General features: G+C 67.8%; 19 protein-coding genes. 5 read left to right on the plus strand and 14 right to left on the minus strand.

What is annotated here, in order from left to right; genetic code table 11:
* The first annotated feature begins 64 nt into the window (after window positions 1-64).
* Window positions 65-1,756 (plus strand): methyl-accepting chemotaxis protein, encoded by a 1,692-nt coding sequence (locus tag FBZ90_RS11420; protein ID WP_186455749.1) that lies wholly within the window; start codon window positions 65-67, stop codon window positions 1,754-1,756.
* 402 nt (window positions 1,757-2,158) lie between these two features.
* Here the strand turns inward: FBZ90_RS11420 and FBZ90_RS11425 are convergent, their stop codons facing one another.
* Together FBZ90_RS11425 and FBZ90_RS11430 are read right to left on the minus strand one after the other, a co-directional pair.
* Window positions 2,159-3,988: a DUF885 domain-containing protein gene (locus tag FBZ90_RS11425; protein WP_145732189.1), complete on the minus strand. Its 1,830-nt coding sequence runs from the start codon at window positions 3,986-3,988 to the stop codon at window positions 2,159-2,161.
* Window positions 3,989-4,101: 113 nt separating this feature from the next.
* Window positions 4,102-4,566, minus strand: coding sequence for a hypothetical protein (locus FBZ90_RS11430; RefSeq protein WP_145732191.1), 465 nt, complete (start codon window positions 4,564-4,566; stop codon window positions 4,102-4,104).
* Between the two features lie 84 nt (window positions 4,567-4,650).
* On the opposite strand from FBZ90_RS11430, the gene FBZ90_RS11435 reads away from it, so the two are divergent.
* The gene (locus FBZ90_RS11435) at window positions 4,651-5,943 is read left to right on the plus strand and encodes an NCS2 family permease (protein ID WP_145732193.1); all 1,293 of its coding nucleotides are present in this window, start codon (window positions 4,651-4,653) and stop codon (window positions 5,941-5,943) included.
* Window positions 5,944-6,587: 644 nt separating this feature from the next.
* On the opposite strand, the gene FBZ90_RS11440 is transcribed toward FBZ90_RS11435, so the two are convergent.
* Genes FBZ90_RS11440 through FBZ90_RS11450 form a run of 3 tightly spaced genes read right to left on the minus strand, consistent with a single transcriptional unit; the run spans window position 6,588 to window position 9,596 of the window.
* Complete coding sequence (locus tag FBZ90_RS11440; RefSeq protein WP_186455750.1) at window positions 6,588-8,096, minus strand: DUF2142 domain-containing protein; 1,509 nt, start codon at window positions 8,094-8,096, stop codon at window positions 6,588-6,590.
* On the minus strand, window positions 8,089-8,823 hold the full coding sequence (locus FBZ90_RS11445; protein ID WP_145732198.1) for a TVP38/TMEM64 family protein: 735 nt from the start codon (window positions 8,821-8,823) through the stop codon (window positions 8,089-8,091). Before FBZ90_RS11445 ends, FBZ90_RS11440 begins: the two co-directional genes overlap by 8 nt.
* A complete protein-coding gene (locus tag FBZ90_RS11450; RefSeq protein ID WP_145732200.1) occupies window positions 8,814-9,596 on the minus strand; it encodes a glycosyltransferase family 2 protein in 783 nt (260 codons plus the stop codon). The genes FBZ90_RS11445 and FBZ90_RS11450 overlap by 10 nt, the downstream gene beginning before the upstream one ends.
* 201 nt (window positions 9,597-9,797) lie before the next feature.
* On the opposite strand from FBZ90_RS11450, the gene FBZ90_RS11455 reads away from it, so the two are divergent.
* On the plus strand, window positions 9,798-10,694 hold the full coding sequence (locus FBZ90_RS11455; protein WP_145732202.1) for a LysR family transcriptional regulator: 897 nt from the start codon (window positions 9,798-9,800) through the stop codon (window positions 10,692-10,694).
* Here the strand turns inward: FBZ90_RS11455 and FBZ90_RS11460 are convergent, their stop codons facing one another.
* Window positions 10,695-11,252: a DNA-3-methyladenine glycosylase I gene (locus tag FBZ90_RS11460; protein ID WP_145732204.1), complete on the minus strand. Its 558-nt coding sequence runs from the start codon at window positions 11,250-11,252 to the stop codon at window positions 10,695-10,697. It abuts the gene before it with no gap.
* Window positions 11,253-11,395: 143 nt separating this feature from the next.
* Here FBZ90_RS11460 and FBZ90_RS11465 point away from each other — a divergent pair, with 143 nt between their 5' ends.
* Complete coding sequence (locus FBZ90_RS11465) at window positions 11,396-11,734, plus strand: hypothetical protein (RefSeq protein WP_145732206.1); 339 nt, start codon at window positions 11,396-11,398, stop codon at window positions 11,732-11,734.
* A 265-nt stretch (window positions 11,735-11,999) separates the two neighbouring features.
* Window positions 12,000-12,332, plus strand: coding sequence for a YXWGXW repeat-containing protein (locus FBZ90_RS11470; RefSeq protein ID WP_145732208.1), 333 nt, complete (start codon window positions 12,000-12,002; stop codon window positions 12,330-12,332).
* Window positions 12,333-12,390: 58 nt separating this feature from the next.
* Here the strand turns inward: FBZ90_RS11470 and FBZ90_RS11475 are convergent, their stop codons facing one another.
* The 8 genes from FBZ90_RS11475 to FBZ90_RS11510 all read right to left on the minus strand — a co-directional run bounded on the left by FBZ90_RS11475 (window position 12,391) and on the right by FBZ90_RS11510 (window position 20,360).
* Window positions 12,391-12,924 carry a hypothetical protein gene (locus tag FBZ90_RS11475; RefSeq protein ID WP_145732210.1) on the minus strand — a complete coding sequence of 178 codons (534 nt, stop codon included), beginning with the start codon at window positions 12,922-12,924 and terminating at the stop codon, window positions 12,391-12,393.
* Entirely contained in the window at window positions 12,924-13,430 is a 507-nt protein-coding gene (locus tag FBZ90_RS11480; RefSeq protein ID WP_145732212.1) for a hypothetical protein, read from the minus strand. The genes FBZ90_RS11475 and FBZ90_RS11480 overlap by 1 nt, the downstream gene beginning before the upstream one ends.
* Window positions 13,431-13,491: 61 nt before the next feature.
* The gene (locus FBZ90_RS11485) at window positions 13,492-13,755 is read right to left on the minus strand and encodes a DUF1467 family protein (protein WP_145732214.1); all 264 of its coding nucleotides are present in this window, start codon (window positions 13,753-13,755) and stop codon (window positions 13,492-13,494) included.
* Between the two features lie 118 nt (window positions 13,756-13,873).
* Complete coding sequence (locus FBZ90_RS11490) at window positions 13,874-15,538, minus strand: ribonuclease J (protein ID WP_246130336.1); 1,665 nt, start codon at window positions 15,536-15,538, stop codon at window positions 13,874-13,876.
* 56 nt (window positions 15,539-15,594) lie between these two features.
* Entirely contained in the window at window positions 15,595-16,386 is a 792-nt protein-coding gene (locus FBZ90_RS11495; protein WP_145732216.1) for a type III pantothenate kinase, read from the minus strand.
* Between the two features lie 15 nt (window positions 16,387-16,401).
* The gene (locus tag FBZ90_RS11500) at window positions 16,402-17,190 is read right to left on the minus strand and encodes a biotin--[acetyl-CoA-carboxylase] ligase (protein ID WP_246130342.1); all 789 of its coding nucleotides are present in this window, start codon (window positions 17,188-17,190) and stop codon (window positions 16,402-16,404) included.
* On the minus strand, window positions 17,187-18,626 hold the full coding sequence (gene nuoN, locus FBZ90_RS11505) for an NADH-quinone oxidoreductase subunit NuoN (RefSeq protein ID WP_145732218.1): 1,440 nt from the start codon (window positions 18,624-18,626) through the stop codon (window positions 17,187-17,189). The genes FBZ90_RS11500 and nuoN overlap by 4 nt, the downstream gene beginning before the upstream one ends.
* A gap of 18 nt (window positions 18,627-18,644) precedes the next feature.
* Window positions 18,645-20,360 carry an NADH-quinone oxidoreductase subunit M gene (locus tag FBZ90_RS11510; RefSeq protein ID WP_145732220.1) on the minus strand — a complete coding sequence of 572 codons (1,716 nt, stop codon included), beginning with the start codon at window positions 20,358-20,360 and terminating at the stop codon, window positions 18,645-18,647.
* Window positions 20,361-20,378: the final 18 nt, after the last annotated feature.

The raw sequence follows: 20,378 nt of genomic DNA on the forward strand, positions 1-20,378 counted from the left end.
ACACCGCCAATAAAAATAATTCGGCGGATGACAGATAATCAATATCAATTAAATGGGTGTATCCATGCTCGCAAACACCAGGATCATCGTTAAATTCTGCTTGGTGATCGCCGTGATGTCGCTTTGCGCCATCGCCATCGCCACCGCCGGCTACAGCGGCATGTCCAAATTGTCGGTGATGGCCCGGCGCCTGGACGTGATGGGCACCAATCTGCAGCAGGCAAGCGAGCTGCGGGCCAACATCCTCTTCATGAACCGCGCTGAATACCGCATGGCCGCGAGCCCGGCGGATGTGGATGAGGCGGCAAGCCTCGCGCAAAAACGCATCGCGGCATTCAATGACACGTTGACCGCCTTGGAAGCCCAGGCGGAAGGGAGGTACCGCCCCGCGCTGCTTCAAATAAAGTCGGCGTTCAGCACCTATGAAAAGGAATATCGGTCCACCGTCGCCGTCAGCCGCCGCCATGCCAGCCTGCAAAATGACAGCGCGCGCCAGGAAATCTTGGACGAAGTGACGCGGTCACGCGCGGCGGCCACATCCCTCACCAACCAGATCGAAACCCTGGAGGAAGCGTTGGATAAGGACGGCACCGCCGTGGCGGATGAGGGCCAGACGCTGGCCCGTGACTTGTCCCGCATGGTGATCGGCGTGGCCGTGGGCGGCATCGCCATCGGCATGGCCATAGGCCTGCTGATCGCGCGCCGCGGCCTGGTCACCCCCATCGGCCACATCGTCCGCGATCTTCAGGACCTGACGCAGGGCCGGCTGGATATCACCATCCAGGGCACGGAGCGGGGCGATGAGGTCGGCGACATCGCCAAGACCGCCCTGATCTTCCGCGACAACGCCCGCGAGGCGGAGCGCCTGCGCGCCGAACGGGAGAGGGAGCAGACCGCCAGGGTCGCCCGCGCCGCCGTGCTGGAGCGCCTGACCCACAGCTTCGACGCGCAGGCCGGAGAGGTCATCGGCGCCGTGGCCTCCGCCGCCGCCCAGATGCAGGCCAGCGCCAGTTCATTGTCAGCCTCCGCCGAGCAGACCACCCGGCAGGCGACGGCGGTCGCCGCCGCCGCCGTGGAGGCGACCAGCAACGTGCAGACCGCCGCGGCAGCGACGGAGGAGCTGGCATCGTCCACCCAGGAAATCAGCCGCCAGGTGGCCGATGCCGCCACCGTGGCCGGCGACGCGGTACGCCAGGCGACCCACACCGGCACCATCGTGGCGGGCCTGGAACAGAGCGCGCAGAAGATCGGGGAGATCGTGGGCCTGATCACCAACATCGCCAGCCAGACCAACCTGCTGGCGCTCAACGCCACCATCGAGGCGGCGCGGGCGGGCGAGGCCGGCAAGGGCTTCGCCGTCGTCGCCAGCGAGGTGAAAAACCTGGCCAACCAGACCTCCAAGGCCACCGAGGAGATCAGCGCCCAGATCGCCACCGTCCAGGGCGCCACGCGGGAGGCGGTGAGCGCGATCGGCGCCATCTCCGGCACCATCGAGGCCATCAACGGCATCGCCACCACCATCGCCTCGGCGGTGGAGCAGCAGGGTGCCGCCACGCAGGAGATCGCCCGCAACGCCCAACAGGCCGCGATGGGCGCCGACAGCGTCACCCGCAACATCCAGGGCGTTTCCGCCGCCGCGGATGAGACGGGGCATTCCGCCCACGATGTCCTGATGGCCGCCACCTCCATGGCGCGGGAGGCGGAGAAGATGCGCGGCCTGGTGGAGACGTTCCTGGCGGACACCAAGGCGGCGTAATACGCGCGGCATTTGATCGTGACCTCTCATACCAAGGAGCGATGATTTCCATTCATCGCTCCTTGGTATCGGCGGCGACTGCCGCCGCACGCCGTAAGGCGCGGAAGCCAAGCGGACGGATGGCCGCGCCGGCGATTGAGGGCGATGACCCTGACAATAGGTCAGGGTCATCGCTACCTGGTATCAAATGCGCCCTCAAGCGCCGGGCGGCGGACATCCGTCCGCCTAGGCTTGTCCTCGCTGCGCCCCCTTTACACTAACCGGGCGGTGCTCGCTCCGGCGGCCTCCCCGTCGGAGCCTACAGCGGCACGAGTCACTCTCTCGTGCCGCTGGGATAAAACGGGGCCGCCACCGCCCGGCGCATCCGGGCCCGGACACGACGGTCCGGGCCCGGGAACCGGCTCAGCCTCTCTGGACGCGGGCGATGTAGTCCCCCACCATGGTTTGCAGCACATCCAGCGGCACGGCGCCGGAGTTCAGGCCCACCTGGTGGAAGTCCTTGATGTCGAACTTGTCGCCCAGCGCCGTCCGCGCCTGGTCGCGCAGCCGGTTCCACAGCGTGTGGCCGATCTTGTAGCTGCACGCCTGCCCCGGCCAGGCGCAATAGCGATCGGTTTCGCGCGTCATGGCGCTTTCGGTGTCGCCGGTCAGGTCCACCATGTATTTGACGGCCTGCTCCCGGCTCCAGCGCTTGTGGTGCATGCCGGTATCGATGACGCAGCGACCAGCCCGGAACAGCAGGAACTTGAGGAAGCCGATGCGGCCCAGCGGGTCCGCATCGTACATGCCCAGCTCATCGGCCAACTGCTCGGCATACAGCGCCCAGCCCTCGCCATAGCCCGAGAAGAACATGTTGGCGCGATAGAGCGGGATGCCCTTGGTTTCCTGCGCGATGCAGCCCTGCAGGTGATGGCCGGGAATGCCCTCATGATAGACGGTGGTGGGCAGCGACCATTTGGGCCATTCGGCCGTGTCGTGCAGGTTGAAATAGATGGTGCCCACCCGCTCCCCCTCCAGCGGCGGGGATTCGTAATAGGCCAGCGGCGCGCCGGTCTCGACGGCCGGCGGCACGCGCTGCACGCGGGCCTTGGCCTTGGGAATGTCGCGGAAAATGCGCGGCAGGCGCCCAGCCATCTCGTCCAGCTTCACCTGCAGGTCGGCGATCAGCTGGGCCTTGCCGGCGTCGGTGTTGGGATAGGTGCTGTCGGGGCGGGCGCGCAGCGCCTTGATGCGCTCCGCCACCGTGCCCTGGGTCAGGCCCTGGGCCGCCAGCAAGGTCTCCAGCCGCGCGCCGATCTCCTTGGCCTGGTCCAGGCCGATCTGGTGCACCTCATCCGGGGACAGGGTGGTGGTGGTGCTGGACTTCAGGCCCTGGGCGTACCAGGCCTCGCCATCCTTGATGTGCCAGACGCCGGCGTCGTGCGTGGCCGTCTTGCGGGCGGCTGCCACCGCCGCGATCTGCCGGTCCAGCGCCGGCCCCACCTTGTCGGTGTAGATCTTGGCGGCCTGGGCGCCATAGGCGTCGCCCAGCCCCTTCTCCTTCGCCCGCCGAGCCACGGACGACACCAGGCCGGACGCGCCCGCCTCCACCCGAAGCGCCCGCAACTGCGTCAAGGTGGTGTCCAGCATGAAGTCGGCGGCCAGGATGCCGTGGGCGGCGTCCTGCCGGAACTGCGCCGTCTCGGTATCCAGCGTGCCGGCGAACGCCTCCAGCCGCGCCAGGTAGGCGTCGGCGTCGGCCTTACCCTCGATGGGGTGGTGCACGTCCAGGAAGTTAGGGATGGACTGGTAAGAACCCTGCAGCTGACACAGCTCATAGGGTGACCCGCCGGAGCCGAAGGGAAATTTCCGGTTGCTCTCCACCGCGTCGGCCAGGACATAGTCCACGCTGTCGTAGTTCACGGCATCGATGCCGGTCAGCGCCTTGCGGTCCAGGGCGCGCAGGCGGCGCAGCTGGCTTTCCGCGGCGGCGGCATCGGCCTTGCGACCCGCAGGGCTGCGGTCATCCAGCTTGGCGCGCAGGCCCGCCAGCTTGCCGGTGTCCATACCCGCCAGGGTGGCGCCCTCGGGGCTGCGCCGCAGATCCTCCTGGAAGAAGGTGTCCAGCAATTGGTTCAGGCTGGCGGCGGCATCCCCACCCCCCGGAGCCTTGTCGGCAGCGAGGCCGGGACGAACCGTGGCCAGGGCGACGGAGGCGGCGCTGGCGGCCAGGAAGGCGCGACGATTGAACATGGGGTCCCCATTCTTGATTTGGTGGGCAGAAGACTAGCCGCACCACGAACGGGGCAAAAGAACCGGCCTGTAACGGAATGGTTACAGGCCGATCCAAAGCCGGACGCCGGCCGTCACCGTCCCGCCAGGCCCTGCTCCCGGCACAGGGCCGCCAGCTCGTCTTCCGCCGGGTCGGTCAGCGGCTGGCCGTTGAACAGCACTTGGTCACCCTCCACCGTCAGCAGCCCCAAATAAGCATCGGCCCGGGGGCGGGTGGTGCCCGTGGGGCGCGGCAAGGCGCGGGCGAGGCGGGCGGTCAGAGGAATCTCGATGCGCTGGGGCGCCTGCGGGCGGGGGCCACCGTCCAGGTCGGCCGGCGCCACCGGGTTGCCATCCACATCCACGCCGGGCTGATAGGCGACGTCGGGAGCCGGCTGGTGGCGTACCGCCCATTGGCAGGCGGCGGGGTCGACGGCGATGGTCGGGCCGGGCGCCGAGGGGGCGGCGGGTCCCGCCTTCGGCGCCCCGCCCTGGGCCTGGGCGGCATCCATGGCCGCCAGCGCCAGCAGCCCGCCCATCACAACCGCGATCCGCCGCATCGGCATTGTCCTTGCTTGGCAGGGGCCCGCGCGCCAACCATGGGTCTCGGCGCGCTTTTCCAAGAATAACCCCGGGGGCTTCCTTTGCTTGATCGTTTTTTCGGGCTGACGCCGCACGGCACCACCGTCCGGACAGAGATCCTGGCCGGTGTCACCACCTTCCTGACCATGGCCTACATCATCTTCGTGAACCCCCAGGTGCTGGGCAAGGCCGGCATGGACCCCGGGGCCGTGTTCGTGGCCACCTGCCTGGCCTCCGCCCTGGGCTGCTTCATCATGGGGCTGTACGCCAACTATCCCATCGCCCTGGCCCCGGGCATGGGCCTGAACGCCTATTTCGCCTATTCGGTGGTGGGCGGCATGGGCTACCCCTGGCCGGTGGCGCTGGGGGCAGTGTTCCTGTCGGGTGTTGGTTTCACAATCCTGAGCCTGCTGCCGGTGCGCGAGGCCATCGTCAACGCCATCCCGACGGGCCTGAAGCATGCCATTTCCGCCGGCATCGGCCTGTTCCTGGGCCTGATTGCCCTGCAGAACGCCGGCATCGTGGCCGCCCATCCCGCCACCATGGTGACGCTGGGACCGCTGGGCAAGCCGCAGGCCCTGCTGGCCTGCGCCGGGTTCCTGGCCCTGGTGGTGCTGGTGGCACGCGGCGTCACCGGTGCCGTGGTCATCGCCATCGTCGGCACGGCCCTGGCCGGCATGGCCCTGGGCGTCACGCCCATGATCGCCAGCCCCATCTCCCTGCCGCCCAACCCGGCCCCCACGCTGCTGCAGATGGATGTCGCCGGCGCCTTCAAGATGGGGCTGACCGCCATCATCTTCGCCTTCCTGTTCGTCGACCTGTTCGACACCGCCGGCACGCTGGTGGGCGTGTCGCACCGCGCCGGGCTGCTGGACGGCCAAGGCCGCCTGCCCCGGCTGAAGCGCGCCCTGCTGGCCGACAGCCTGGCCACCACCGCCGGCGCGGCCTTGGGCACGTCCACCGTCACCGCCTATATCGAGAGCGCGGCCGGCACCTTCGCCGGCGGGCGCACCGGCCTGACCGCCGTCGTGGTCGGCCTGCTGTTCCTGGCGGCCCTGTTCCTGTCGCCCCTGGCGGCCGCCATTCCCGGCTACGCCACGGCCCCGGCCCTGTTCTACGTCGCCTGCCTGATGGTGCGCGGCCTGGCGGAAATCGCGTGGGATGATGTCACCGACTCGGTTCCGGCGGTGATCACGGCCCTGGCCATGCCCTTTACCTTTTCCATCGCCGACGGCATCGCCTTTGGGCTGATCGCCCATTGCGCCATCAAGCTGCTGACCGGAAAGGGCCGCGAGCTGGGGATCGCACTGCCCATTCTGGCAGCACTCTTTGTGCTGCGCTTCGCCCTGGCTTAAATGCCAGGACCTTGATCAACCAAGATAATTCCCGGTCTTTCGTTGAGTAAAATTTATGATTGGGCGTCGTTTTTGACCCAAAAGGCCGCCTTTGAGGCATCGTGCCTTGAAAATGATCAAAAAACAGATGACGGAATGGTTTCGTCTCCCTATACTCCGCCCTCGTAAACACAAGGGCATAAAAAAGACCGCGCTCGCTGAAGCGCGGCGCGGCCTTGAGTTTAGGGAGGAATCGCCACCAAGCGACTCAATGTTAGAGGGGGATGTACCCTCCAACGCTTGGATAATGCTACGCCGAGTTTCCGAAAGGCAAGCCCTAACACAGGGCTGGCCTTTCTTTTTGTGCTTTTTCTGTGCTTTTGCACAATCGGTGTTCAATTGATTACAATATAGCCGGCAAATTGCCCTTTTATTGAGCGATCCTGCTGTTGCCGCCCTGCGGAATCGCTCCGCACCGCAATAGAATCACTCCCGAATCATTCCGATTTGATGCTGCGGCGCAGAAGGCCCGCGCCCTGACTAGGCGAAACGGCCGAGCCGTTTCTCGCCCCCCCTCCGCCAACGAGGGGGCACAGGGGGCGGCGATACCTCTTCCGCGCCCCACCGATGATCAATTTTACGGCAAGAGCAAGCCGTGACCGACCTCAGCCCGGATAATAGGCAGCCGCCAATGCCGCGGGCAGCAACGCCAGCGTCAGCAACGCCGCCGCCGTGGGCGCCAAGCCCAGCAGGCGGGGCGGCCGCCCCGCCGTCGCGGCCGGGGGACGCGGCAGGGCCAGGATGAACAGCGGGAACAGGGGCAGGAAATAGCGCCCCTGCGGGCCATCGACCGTGGGCCAGCCGACGTTGGTCCAAGTGAGGTTCTGGGACAGGAAGATCCCTTCCACCGCCACGCCGGCGGCCAGGGCCAGCAACGCCACCTCCGTCCAGCGCACGCGGCCCCAAGCGGCGCACAGCGCCGGCCGCCCCCCCCTGTCCAGCCGCATGTCCAGCCATGCCGCGACGGCCAGGGCCAGGGTCCAGGCCGCGTACACCGCCTTGGGCAAACGCAGATCCAGCCAACCGAGCATGGCGATGCTCTCGAAAAACAGGCCGGTGAAGTGGCGGGGGATGCGCAAGGTGTTCCAAACCAGCGTCACCACGCGCCACGGCGCCGCCAGCAGAACCTGGATTTGGGCCGTCGCGTCGGTTCCATGGAAGACGGCCGGGCGCGGGCCGGGCCAGATCAGCCCGGCCTCGTAAGCGGGCCGGGGAATGGCCGTGGCCAAGCCCCGCTGCACCAGCAGGCCCCACGCCACCATGGGCAGCAGCGCCAGGCCCGCCAGGGCCAGACGCCGCAGCAGGGGCCCGCGGGCCGGCGGCGTCCCCAGCGCCTGCCCCAGCGCCCGCCAGGACACCGGCAGGGGCAGCAGCAACAGCGCCACCAGCGGCAGGTAGGGCGGCTTCACGGCGATGACCATGGCCAGCAGCAAGGCGGCCAAGCGGTAGGGCGTGGTCGCCGCCGGGTTCGCCGCCCCCTCCCCCCGCGTCACCAGGGCGGCGGCCAGGGCCACGGCGGCGATGATCAGACAATCCTGGTTGAAGGAGGCGGCCAGCGACAGGGTCATGGGCACCGCCAGCATGCAGAACAGCAAGCCCCGGCCCCGGCGGGCCACGGTCAGGGCGGTGCCGGCCAGCACCAGAAAGGCCGCGACATTGGCCAAGCGCCCGGCCAGGATGGCGTCGAACGGCCCAGCCCCCAGGATGCGAGCGACCTGCATGCCCGCCACCGCCGGCAGATAGAACACCGGCATGTAGGTGGCGATGGTGTTGAGGCCGACGAAGACGCGCGGCCCCTGCCACCCCAGCGCGCGGGCCCAGGCCAGGCGTGACGGGTCGATCACCTGGGTATGCGGGGATACCATGGTGGCCACCTGCATGTAGGCGGGGTCCGCCATGACGCCGGCGACGATGGCGGTGGTGCCGTCGGGCTGCGGTTGCGGCCCCCGGCGGCCGGCAAGCTGGCCCGAGGCCAGGCTGTCCGCGCGGGCGATGTGCCCTGGTTCATCGGCGACCTGCCCAGGCGGCACCCGGAAAGCGAACACCAGGCAGGTGGGCAGCGCCACCGCCAGGAACAGCAGCACCGGCAAAAGGCGGGACGTGATCTTAGGCACCGGCATGATCCTGTTCGGCGGGCATACCGCCCAGAAGGCCGGCGCGACGCAGCAGGCGGCCCAGACGCAAAGTGGCAAGAATGGTGGCGCCCCCGCCAACGACCAGCAGGGCCAAGCGCCACGGGGCGGCCCCCGTCCCCCAGTCGCGCAGCAGCGTGTCCGCGACCTGGCCGGCCACGACATAGCCCAGCAACGCCGGCAGCGAGGCCAGGGTGCCGGCCAGATAGGCCCCCGGGGTGATGGAGGACAGACCCAGCGCGTAACTGGTCACGGCGAAGGGCATGACCGGCGACAGCCGCAACAGGCAGACCAGGCGCCAACCGTCCCCCGCGACCAGGCCATCCAAGGCCGCCAGCCGGGGCCGCCCCGGCAGCAGCCGCGCCACCCAGGGACGGAACAGGGACCGGCTGAGCATGAAGGTCAGCAAGGCCCCCGCCATCAGGCTGAGCGCCGCCAAGGGGAAGCCCAGCGCCACGCCGTAGGCGGCACCGGCGGCCAGGCCGATCAACGCCGCCGGCAGCACGCCGCTGGCCGCCACCAGAACCTGGAGCAGCAGCAGGCCCAGCCAACCGGCCACGCCGGCCGGGCGCATCACGCCGGGCAGGGCCGCCAGCGGGGGCAGCAGGTCCGTCCGAGTGGCCAGCAGGGCCCCCGCCACGGCCAGCAGCGGCAGGCCCGCGGCCGCCAGCGTCAGGCCGCGGCGCGACGACAGGCCCGTCACCCGCACCGGGGTTCACCCGCCGGCAGGCGGCCATCGTCCGCCTTGGCGAACAGGGGGCTGGCCACGACGGCCATGCGGTGAAGGCGATACGCCAGCGCCGTGCGCAGGACGCCCAAGCCATAGACGATGCTGCGCCGCAGGTTGATGCTGGACGCCTCGGGAAAGTACTTGGTGGGGCAGGAAATCTCCCCGATCTTCAGGCCCTGGGCGATGGCCTGAACCAGCATCTGGTTGTCGAAGACGAAATCGTCGGAACAGCGCAGCAGCGGCAGGCGGACCAGCGCCTCCCGGCTCCAGGCCCGATAGCCGGTGTGGTACTCCGACAGCTTCTGGCCTACCAGCCAGTTCTCCGCCCACGTCAGGGCTCGGTTGGCCACGTATTTGTAAAGGGGCATGCCGCCCGCCAGGGCGCCCTTCCCCAGGATGCGGGACGCCAGCACCACGTCATATTCCGTCGACGCGATCATGGACGCCATGGCCGTCACCAGCTTGGGCGTGTACTGGTAGTCGGGGTGCAGCATGATGACGATGTCCGCCCCCCGCGCCAGCGCCGCCTGGTAACAGGTCTTCTGGTTACCGCCATAGCCGCGGTTGCGGTCATGCCGTAGCGTATGGATGCCCAATTCGCGCGCCAGCCGCACGGTGGCGTCGGAACTGGCGTCATCGGTCAGGATGATGTCGTCGACGATATCCTTGGGGATTTCGTCGAACGTTTGCCGCAAGGTCCGCTCCGCATTGTAGGCGGGCAGGACGACGGCGACCTTCTTGTGATGCAGCATCGGGTGGCCGGTATAGGGGTGGCGAACCGAACGGCGTCAGCGTCCGGCCCTAAAGCATGCGGCGACGCCCAACCCGGCACCGCCCTGGTTATACGGAGGCCAACGGCGAAACCAGCGATGGACACGACGCCGCAGGATGGATCTGCCGGTCATTTCCAAATAAAATCCTTGGTCACAAATTGATTTCAGATTGAAATCTCGATGACCATCGCCGCCGCCACCCCTTTCCGCCCCTTGGACCTGGACGCCGTGCACGCCTTCGTGCTGGTGGCCACGCTGCGCAGCTTCACCCGCGCGGCGGAGGCCATGGGCACCACGCAGTCCGCCATAAGCCTGAAGCTGAAACGGCTGGAGGACAGGCTGGGCCACCGCCTGCTGGAGCGCACGCCCCGCCAGGTGCGCCTATCGTCCCAGGGCGCCGCCTTCCTGGACCCCGCGCGGCGGTTGCTGGCGGCGCACGACCAGGCGCTGGCCGGCCTGGAGCAGGCACCGCACCGCCTGGTCATCGGAATCAGCGACCATGTGGCCGGCCGCGACCTGCCGGAGTTGCTGGCCCGCCTGCAAGGCCGCGATCCCACCCTGGTGATGGAGGTGCGCATCGCCGCGTCCCGCCACTTGGGCGGCCTGCTGGAACAAGGGGAATTGGACGCCGCCATCCTGCGCCTGGAACCGCCCCTGGACGGCCGGCAATCGGACCCGCCCGCCGAGGCGGGGGAGCTGCTGTTCACCGACCCGCTGTGCTGGTTCGCGGCCCCGGGGTGGGAGCCGCCCGTGGCGGCCCCCCTGCCCATCGCCACGCTGTCGGCACCCTGCGGCGTGCGCGGCCACGCCCTGCGGGCGTTGGACGCCGCCGGCATCCCCTGGGCCGAGGTGTTCGTGGGTGGTGGTGTGGCCGCCGTGGGGGCGGCGGTGCTGGCCGGGCTGGGCGTGGCCGCCCTGGCCCCCCGCGCGGCCCCCCTGGGCGCCGTCGACGTGGGGGAGCGTTATGGATTGCCGGTCCTGCCCAGCGCCGCCGTGGTGCTGCGCTCCGCCGTCAGCGACCGGCGCAGCCGGGCGGCGCTGGCCACGCTGGTGGCCGCCTTCCGCGCGGCGGGGTGATCAGTAGACGAACCCAGCCGCCACGGCTTCACGCCAGGGCTGGCCCAGCCCGGCCAGTTCCTGGTCCACCGGGCAGTCCGGCGCGTGGGCCAGGGGCAGATAGCCGATGCTCATGAGGAACTCGCCCACGATCTCCCCGCCGGTGAAGCGGAAGGTGCGGCGGAACAGCTTGACCCAGTCCGCCTTGGTCAGCGGGTGGTGGGCGGCCAGCCACTGGGCGAAGCCGCCATGGCTGGCGCGGAGCCCCTGGATGACGCGGGCGTTGTGCAGGGCGGCCTCGATCTTCAACCGGTTGCGCACGATGCCGGCGTCCTGCATCAGGCGCTCGACATCCTCCGGCGTCATGGCGGCCACGGCATCCACGTTGAAGCCGTGAAAGGCCGCGTTGAAGGCCGCGCGCTTGCGCAAGACCACCAGCCAGGACAGACCCGCCTGGTTGACCTCCAGCATCAGCCGCTCGAACAACACGGCCTCGTCCGTGGTCGGGTGGCCGTGTTCCCGGTCATGATAGGGGCCATGGAAGGGGTGGCCCGGCGCGATGGCGCAATATCCCGACATATGGCGTGATTCCCGGCTAAGGCGTGGCAACGAGTGGGAGGACGGGGGTAGGAGGACGGTGGCGGCGAATGCTAGAAGGGGACGCGGCGGGAGGAAACCGGAATCCCCCGCCCTCCCCTGGAAATCGAGTGCTACCCCGTCCCATGACCCCGACCCTGTCCCCCGCCGCCCGCCGCCGCCTGCTTCGCAACGTCCTGGCCTTTTTCGTCACCTTGATCGCCATCAGCGTGGCCGCCGGCCTGATCGGCGGCACCATGGCCGTCGTGCTGGTGCTGCGCCTGGTTTTCGGGGTGGGCGCATCCTGCTCCGGCATTTGGATGTTCTTCCTGCTGGCCCGCCAGATGATCCGTAACGGCCGCCCACCCCACCCCTTCTTCTATGGCGGCTATGCCATCATCCTGGGCTGCCTGGGCGGGGTGGCGGTGATGGGAATCCTGATGCTGATCCAGGGAGCACAGCAACTCACACTGCTGGGATCATGACAAAAACGCCAGTAATCGCGATCTTACGCCGTAAGCCCTAATGGGCGTCCTCATTGGATATGAGTATTGGCAGGGATGATGGCCAAATAGGGCACCAACTTCGCCACCATTCCGCCATCTATCCTTGCGCTTATTGCCGGTGAGGGCCAAACGCATGGCGATTACCGGACGAATGCATGACGGGATCCGTCGTCATCCTTCGTAGCACTGGTGGCGCCAATGACAATTGGCCCACCAACCACGAGGTGACCCGATGAATGCCATCATGAAGTCCGCCCGCGCCACCGTTGGCGCCGCGGCGTTGGCCGTGGCCATGGCCGGCGGCCTGACCATCGTCAGCGCCCCCCCCGCCGCAGCCCAGGTCGGCATCGACCTGTGGGTGCGCGAGGCGCCGCCGCCGCCGCGCCAGGAAGTGATTCCCCCACCGCCGGAGCCGGGCCATGTCTGGGTGGGCGGCCACTGGGCCTGGCATGACCGTTGGGATTGGGTGGAGGGGCACTACGCCGCCCCGCCGCATCCCCGCGCCCATTGGGTGCCCGGCCACTGGCGCACGGGCCCCGACGGCCGTCACCTGTGGGTTGAGGGTCATTGGCGCTAAGCGGGCCGACCCGTCGCCGTATCGGCAAAGGCCGGCATCAGGCTTTCTGGTGCCGGCCTCAGCGCCGGCGGAACGCGACCGCCCCCTGCACCCGATACCCTAGGGAGGGGCTGAAGCGCTGGGTGGCGCGCTTGGTCGCGTCCTCCGCCGTGTCGGCCCCCACCAGGTAGACGCGACCGGAAACCCAATCATCGACATACTCGGTCGGCGCCATGCGGGCCGTCGCCGTCTCGCCGAAATCGGGATTGGCGATGGTCAGCTCCCAGAAGCGCTGGGCTGAAAGCGTCTGGCGATCCAGCAGGATCAAGGGCTGCAACCGGCGCTCGCGCAGGGTCTTGCGCTCCTTGTCCAGCGCGTCCAGTTCCTCGCGCAGTTCCTGCAGCGTGGCATCCACCGTGTCGATGGTGGTGGTGATCTGCTCCAGCTCGCCCGAGGTGCCATCGATTTCCTGGCGGAACTGGGCCACCAGGGCCTCGCGCTTTTCCAGCTGTCGGCTCAGCTCCAGCCGGCGGACCGTCAGTTCGCGCCACTGGCGGAACAACAGGGCCCCCAGCAGGCCGATCATCAGCAGCATCAGCCAGCCGAGTTCCATCACGCCCCCCGACGGAAGCCGGCGGGTCGCAGCGGACCCTTTTCCGGAAAGTGCATATCCAGCTGACGGCGGGCGGCGGCTTCCGATTCGGCCCAGATGCTGGAGCGATGGTCGATGCCCCGCAACGGCGCCGGCAGTTCGCGCCCGGGATCCACCGCCGGGGACGGCAGAAGGTTACAGGCGTATTCCTCCTTGTCCTTGGAGGGTTCGCCGATCTGGTGCAGGACGTAGAAGTCGCGGACGCGCATCTCGTTGTTGTCGATGCGCAGCTGGGAAATGGCGGCCCGCATCTTGGCGGCCTCCCCCCGCTTGACCCCCAGCGCCATGCGCTGCTGTTCCAGGAAGGACAGCACCTGGGTCTTTTCGTTGGAAACGGCGCGCATCTTGTCGGTGGACGAGCCCAAGGCCTTGCGCAGCCGCAGTTCCACGGTCTGCCGCCACAGCCACAGCATGATGGCCGCAAGCATCAGCAGGGCGGAAAAGCCCATCAGGATTTGGATCAGCATTCCCCGAACGACCATACCGGCTCAACCAACAGCCGATCCGCCAAACCAGGGCGCGATCGCGTCAAAGCGGCGCGTTGCCTGGCGGATCGAACAGCCGGTCATAGTTGATGAGGCCAAAATGAAAAACAGCCCAGACGAGCCCGAGAATTACCGCTGAAATGAGGCTCGTCCATATGAATTTGCGCCGCAGGTCGGGAAATACCGGCGCGCCGGGATCGTTTCCTTTCAACGGGCTGTCGTCCCGGCGGACACCGAATGGCAAAACGGCGAACAGGACCACCCACCACAGGGTGAAATAGATGGCGGCCAGCGTGACCAGACTCATGACACTTCCTCCCCCACGGCCTCGGATCGGCGCCGAAACGCGGGCCGCCGGGCCGCTCTGGCGGCGCCTTTAGGGGGCCCCGCTTCCCTGTCCTGTTCCGCGCCGGTGCGGCTTACGGTCACACGCGGACCAGATGCACCTCGGTCACCGGCTTGCGGCCCTGCGCCGCGTGGAAGGTGCGCCGCACGGCCAGGCGCGCGGCCTCCGTCACCGCGACATCGTCGCGCCGCTCCGCCGGGCCCAGCTTTTCCACCGCCTGCGCGATGCCCTTCACCAAACCCTCGATGAAGGCGCCGTCCTCCTCCTCATCCAGCAGCCCGATGACGCTGAGCCTGGGATCAGCGATCAGGTCCGTGTCCTCCATGACCAGGGTGACCACGGCGGCGCCGTTGAAGACCATGCGGTTGCGCGTGCGCAGCAAGGTGCCGCCCAGCGGCACCAGGCGGCGCCCGTCCAGGCACAGCTTGCCCGAGGGCACGGTGCCGATGATCTCCGGCTCACCGGGGCCGATGCGGATGACCACGCCGTTCTCCGGCACCAGGGCGCGCGGCACCTGGCATTCCAGCGCCAGGTCGGCATGCGCCTTCAGATGGCGCTGCTCGCCATGCACCGGCACCGACAGGAAGGGGCGGACCCACTGGTACATCTGCGCCAGCTCATCCCGCGCCGGATGGCCGGAGACATGGACGTCGGCGTCGCTGGCCGTGACCACCTCGATGCCCCGGCGGATCAGGCCATTCTGCACCTTGGCGATGGCCTTCTCGTTGCCTGGAATCTCGCGGGAGGAGAAGATGACGACGTCGCCCGGCTCCAGGTCGATCTCGGGATGATCGCCCTCGGCGATGCGGGCCAGGGCGGCCCGCGGCTCCCCCTGGCTGCCGGTGCAGATCAGCACCTGGGCCTCACGAGGCAGATAGCCCACATCATGCTCGGTGACGAAGGGCGGCAAGTCCTTGAGATATCCCGTCGCCCGCGCGGCCTCGTTGATGCGGCGCAGGCTGCGGCCGACCAGGGCCACCTGGCGGTCATGCGCGGCGGCGGCCTTGGCGATGGAATGCAGGCGGGCGACGTTGGTGGCGAAGCAGGCCACGGCCACCCGGCGGCCGGGGTAGCGGCCGATCAGCTCCTCCAGCCCCACGGCGACGGTGCCCTCGGAACCCGAGGTGCCGGGCACCGTGGCGTTGGTGCTGTCGCAGACCAGGGCGGTCACGCCCTGGTGTCCCAGGGCGATCAGCGCCGCCTCGTCCACCGGCGCACCCACGCGGGGATCGGGGTCCAGCTTCCAGTCGCCGGTGTGAAGTACCGTACCGCCCGGGGTGCGGATGACAAGGGCGTTGGGCTCGGGAATGGAATGGGTGAGGCTGATCAGCTCGATATCGAAGGGACCGACGTGGAAGCGGCCGGACAGCGGCACCTCGATGATCTGCACCAGGCCGCTGAACTCCGTCTCGCGCAGCTTGGCGCGCAGCACGGCGGCGGTGAAGGGGGTGGCGTAGACAGGGCAGCGCAGTTCCGTCCATAGGTACTGCACGGCACCCAGATGATCCTCGTGCGCGTGCGTCAGCACCAGGCCCGCCAGATCCTCCCGCCGCTCGGCGATGAATTCGGGATCCGGCATGACCACGTCCACGCCGGGGGCGGCGTCATCGCCGAAGCTGACGCCTAAGTCCACCATCAGCCATTTGCCGGCGTGATGGTACAGGTTGAGGTTCATGCCAATTTCGCCGGACCCACCCAACGGCAGGAAATACAAGGCATCGGGGGACAGCAAATCGTCGATCATGGACACCTGGGAAAAGGACTGGGACATAAGGAAGGAAGGGGCGGGACTTGTGGGGGTCAGCCCCCTGATTTGGCGTTGCGGCGGTAAATGAGCAAGAGGCCGCGCAGGGTCAGGTCGCTGTCGATGTGATCGACCATGCCCGTCTCCTCCGCGAATACGCGGACCATGCCGCCCGTGCCGATAACGGTGACCGGCGGCGTCCCGGTGGGCGACAGCTCCGCCTTGATACGGCGCAGCAGGCCCTCGATCATCGCGGTATAGCCCCAATACATGCCGGACTGCATGGCCCCCACCGTGCCTCGGCCGATGACGTTGTCCGGCTTGGCGATGTCCACCTTGGGCAATTGTGCCGCCACGCGGTGCAGGGCATCCAGCGATAGGGTGGGCCCGGGGGCGATGATGCCGCCGGCGAAGGCGCCATCGGCGTCCACGACGTCGAAGGTGGTGCCCGTGCCGATGTCCAGGACGACCAGGGGGGACGGATATCGTTCCGTTGCCGCAACGGCATTGACCAGGCGATCCGCCCCCGCCTCACGCGGGTTGTCGATGCGAATTTCGATACCCAGGTCGACCGTCGGATCACCGATGCGCATTGGAACGCATCCGAAATGATCTTTGCACAGGCGGATCAGGTCCGGGGTCGCCGCCGGCACCACCGACGACAGGATGGCGGCGTTGACATCCTGGGCGGTCAGGCCCTTCAGCGCCATGGCGGAGGTCAGCCACACCGCGTACTCATCCGAGGTGCGGCGGCTGTCGGTGGAGATGCGCCAGCGCCCCCGGGGGGTGTCGCCCTCATAAATGGCGAAGACCACGTTGGTATTGCCGGCGTCGATGGCGAGCAGCATGGGGGAGCCCTTGTCTCAGGAGGTCGTCTGAGCGGCGTGCGGGAAAAAGACATCACCGGCCGTGACCCGCACCCGGCCGGCCGGCGTCTCCACCAGCAGGGCGCCGTCGGCGTCCAGGTCCAGCAACCGGCCGTCAAAACTGCGGTCATGCAGACGGACTGTCACCGGCCCGCCCAGGCCATGCGCGGCGTTCAGCCAGGCCGCGCGCACGGGCGCGAAGCCGAACTCCTGCCAGCGACGGTACCAACGATCAAAGGCACCGGCATAGGCGGCCATGACCTGATCCGGCTCCACGTCGGCCCCCTGGGCCAGCAGTGAGGTGGTGGCGTAATCGGCCATATCGGGATGGTGGCGAACGTTCAGGCCCATGCCGACGGCCACCCAGGCGACGCTGCCGTCGATATCAGCCTCGGACTCCAGCAGGATACCGGCGATCTTGGCGCCATCCACCAGGATATCGTTGGGCCATTTCAGCTTAGGCGCCGCAGCGACCAGGCCATCCACCGCCTCCCCCGCCGCCAGCGCGGTGACGAAGGACAGCTCGGCCGCCCGCTGGGGCGTGCCGCCGGGGCGCAGCAGCAAGGTGCAGGCGAGGTTGCCCGCGTCAGACAGCCAGGAGCGGCCGCGCCGGCCACGCCCCGCCTCTTGACGAATGGCCCGGACCAGCGTGCCTTCCGGCGCGCCAGTACGGGCCATCTCTTTGACAACATCATTGGTGCTGCCGCACCGGTCCAGCACCGTCGGCCGGATCCAATCCGGCAGACGGTGGGGAAAGGCGCCGGGGATCAGCGCCTGCTCGCTCAATGGAACAAGCTGGCGGCGGCGGCGGCCGCACCGTTCAGCACCGGGGTGCCGATCACCAGAGCCACCGGGAACACCACCAGGGCGGTGGCGGTGACGACCCAGGACAGGCCGGCGGCCGGACGGTCCAACGGCTCCTTCACGTCGTCGAACCAGGAAACCTTACAGACCTTCAGGTAATAGTAGAGGCTGATGCCGCTGGTCAGCGCCATGATGATGGACAGCGGATACAGGCCCGCCTTCCACGCGGCCATGAACACCAGCAGCTTGCCGAAGAAGCCGGCCGCCGGCGGCACGCCCGCCATGGAGAACATGAACACGGCCAGGGCCAAGGCCAGCATGGGGCTGGTCTTGGACAGGCCGGCCAGGTCGGCGATCTCCTCCACCGCCTTCCCCTTCTGGCGCATGCCGATGATGATGGCAAAGGTGCCGACGGTCATCACCAGGTAAATAGCCATGTAGATCAGCACGGCCTGCACGCCATCGGCGGTGCCGGCGGCGACGCCAACCAGGGCATAGCCGATGTTGGCGATGGAGCTGTAGGCCATCAGACGCTTGATATTGGTCTGGCGGATGGCCGCCAGGGACCCCACAAGCATGGAGGCGACGGCGCAGAACTCGATCACCTGGCGCCACTGCGGCAGCAGGGACCCGAAGGGACCTTCCAGCACGCGGATGAACAGGCAGATCGCCGCCACCTTGGGGGCCACGGCGAAGAACGCCGAGACCGGGGTGGGCGCGCCCTCATAGACGTCCGGCGTCCACATGTGGAAGGGTACGGCGGAAATCTTAAACGCCAGACCGGCGGCCACGAACACCAGGCCGACGATGACGCCCAGGGACGCCGGACCAGCCTGCAGGACCTGGGCGATGGTGATGAAGTTGGTGGTGCCGGCGAAGCCGTAGATCATGCTGATGCCGTACAGCAGCATGCCGGAGGACAGGGCGCCCAGGACGAAGTACTTCAGGCCCGCCTCGGTGCTCTTGGCCGAATCGCGGCGGAAAGCGGCGATGACGTAGAGCGACAGGCTCTGCAGTTCCAGGCCGACATACAGCGACAGGAGGTCGTTGGCCGACACCATCATCATCATGCCGACCGTGGCCAGCACCATGAGCACCGGATACTCGAACCGGTCCATGTCCTCCCGGGCGATGAAGTTCTGGGCGATGATGAGGGAAAGGCCCGTGCCCAGGAGGATCAGCAGCTTGGAGAAGACGGCGAAGCTATCGGTGATGAAAAGGCCGGAGAAGGCCACGTCGTAGCCTTCCTGGCGGAACAGCAGCACGGCGGTCACCACCAGCGCCACCAAGGCCAGGCCGCTGACCAGGCGGGTGCCGTTCTTGCCGCTGAACACACCCAGCATCAGCAGCAGCAGCGCCGCCACGGCCAGGAAGATCTCAGGCAGTGCCGGGATCAGATCGGTGAGGACAGGTTGCATGGATCGTTTCCCGCTGGATCAGTGGCCGGCGTCGGGGTTGGCGTCCGCCTTGGGCTCCGCCTGGACGGGTGCCCCGGCAGGAGTTTCAGAGGCGGGCGTTTCGGTGGTGGACGGTTCGGTGGCCTGCTCGGTGCCCGGCGTCTCGGTGGTCGCCGGGTGGGCGGCCATATGGTCATCCGACATCGTCCCGGCATTGGCGGCCGGAACGAAGGCGGAGGCCGGGTTGGCGACCGGCGGGGTCAAGCCCTCGGCCGCCAGCGCATCACGATGATGGGACAGGATGTGGTCCAGAGAGGCGGCGTACACGCTGCTGAAGCTCTTGGGGTACACGCCCATCATGATGACGATGGCGACCAGCGGGGCGAAGTACAGGATTTCCTTCGCGTTCAGGTCGGGCATGGCCATCACGTCGGCCTTCTCCAGCTTGCCGTAGAACAGCTTGCGATAGAGCAGCAGCATGTAGGCGGCGCCGAACACCAGGCCGGTGGAGGCGAACAGGCCCACCCAGGTGTTGGCCTCATACGCGCCCAGCATGGACAGGAACTCACCCACGAAACCCGAGGTGCCGGGCAGACCGACCGAGGCCAGCATGAACAGCATGAACACCACGGCGTACTTGGGCATGTTGTGCGCCATGCCGCCGTAGCGCGCGATCTCACGGGTGTGCAGGCGGTTGTAGACCACGCCGATGCAGAGGAAGAGGGCCGCCGACACCACGGTGTGCGACAGCATCTGGAACATGGCGCCGTCCAGGCCCTGGGCGTTGGCGGAGAAGATGCCCATGCTGACGTAACCCATGTGGGCCACGGAGGAATAGGCGATCATCTTCTTCATGTCGGTCTGCGCCAGCGCCACCAGCGAGGTGTAGATGATGGCCACGACCGACATCACGAACACCAGGTTGGTGTAGGTGGCCGAGCCGATGGGCAGCATCTGCAGGTTGGCGCGGATCAGACCGTAGCCGCCCATCTTCAGCATGACGCCGGCCAGCATGACGGAGCCGGCGGTCGGCGCCTCCACGTGGGCGAAGGGCAACCAGGTGTGGAACGGCCACATCGGGGTCTTCACCGCGAAGGCGGCGAAGAAGGCCAGCCACAGGATCTTCTGCATCGACGGATCGAAGGTGTGGTCCAGCATCACCCGCATGTCGAAGGTGCCGACCTGCAGATACATGGCGATGATGGCCAGCAGCATCAGGACGGAGCCGATGAAGGTGTAGATGAAGAACTTGTAGGCGGCGTAGATGCGGCCCGGACCACCCCACACGCCGATCATCAGGAACATCGGCAGCAGGACACCTTCGAAGAAGATGTAGAACAGGACGAAGTCCAGCGCGGTGAACATGCCGACCAGCATGGTCTCCAGCAGCAGGAGCGACATCATGAACTCCTTCACGCGCTTCTCGACGCTGTCCCAGGAGGCCAGCACGCAGACGGGCGTGAGGAAGGTCGAGGCCAGCACGAACCAGACGGACACGCCGTCGATGCCGCGCAGGTATTGGATACCCAGCGCGGGCAGCCAGCTGTGTTCCTCCACCAGCTGGAAGCCGGCGCTGGAGGGGTCGAACTTCACCAGGATGAACAGCGAAACGATGAAGGTGAGGAGCGAGGTCGCGAGGGCGAGCGCCTTCGCGTTCCGCGCCACGGCCTGTTCTTCGCCGCGCACCAGCAGGATGAGTAGGGCGCCAATCGACGGAAGGAACGTCGTCAGCGACAGGATCGGCCAATCAGCCATCGTATATGCCTCGTCCTG

The organism is Nitrospirillum pindoramense (genome assembly GCF_007827955.1).
Classification (GTDB): domain Bacteria; phylum Pseudomonadota; class Alphaproteobacteria; order Azospirillales; family Azospirillaceae; genus Nitrospirillum; species Nitrospirillum amazonense_B.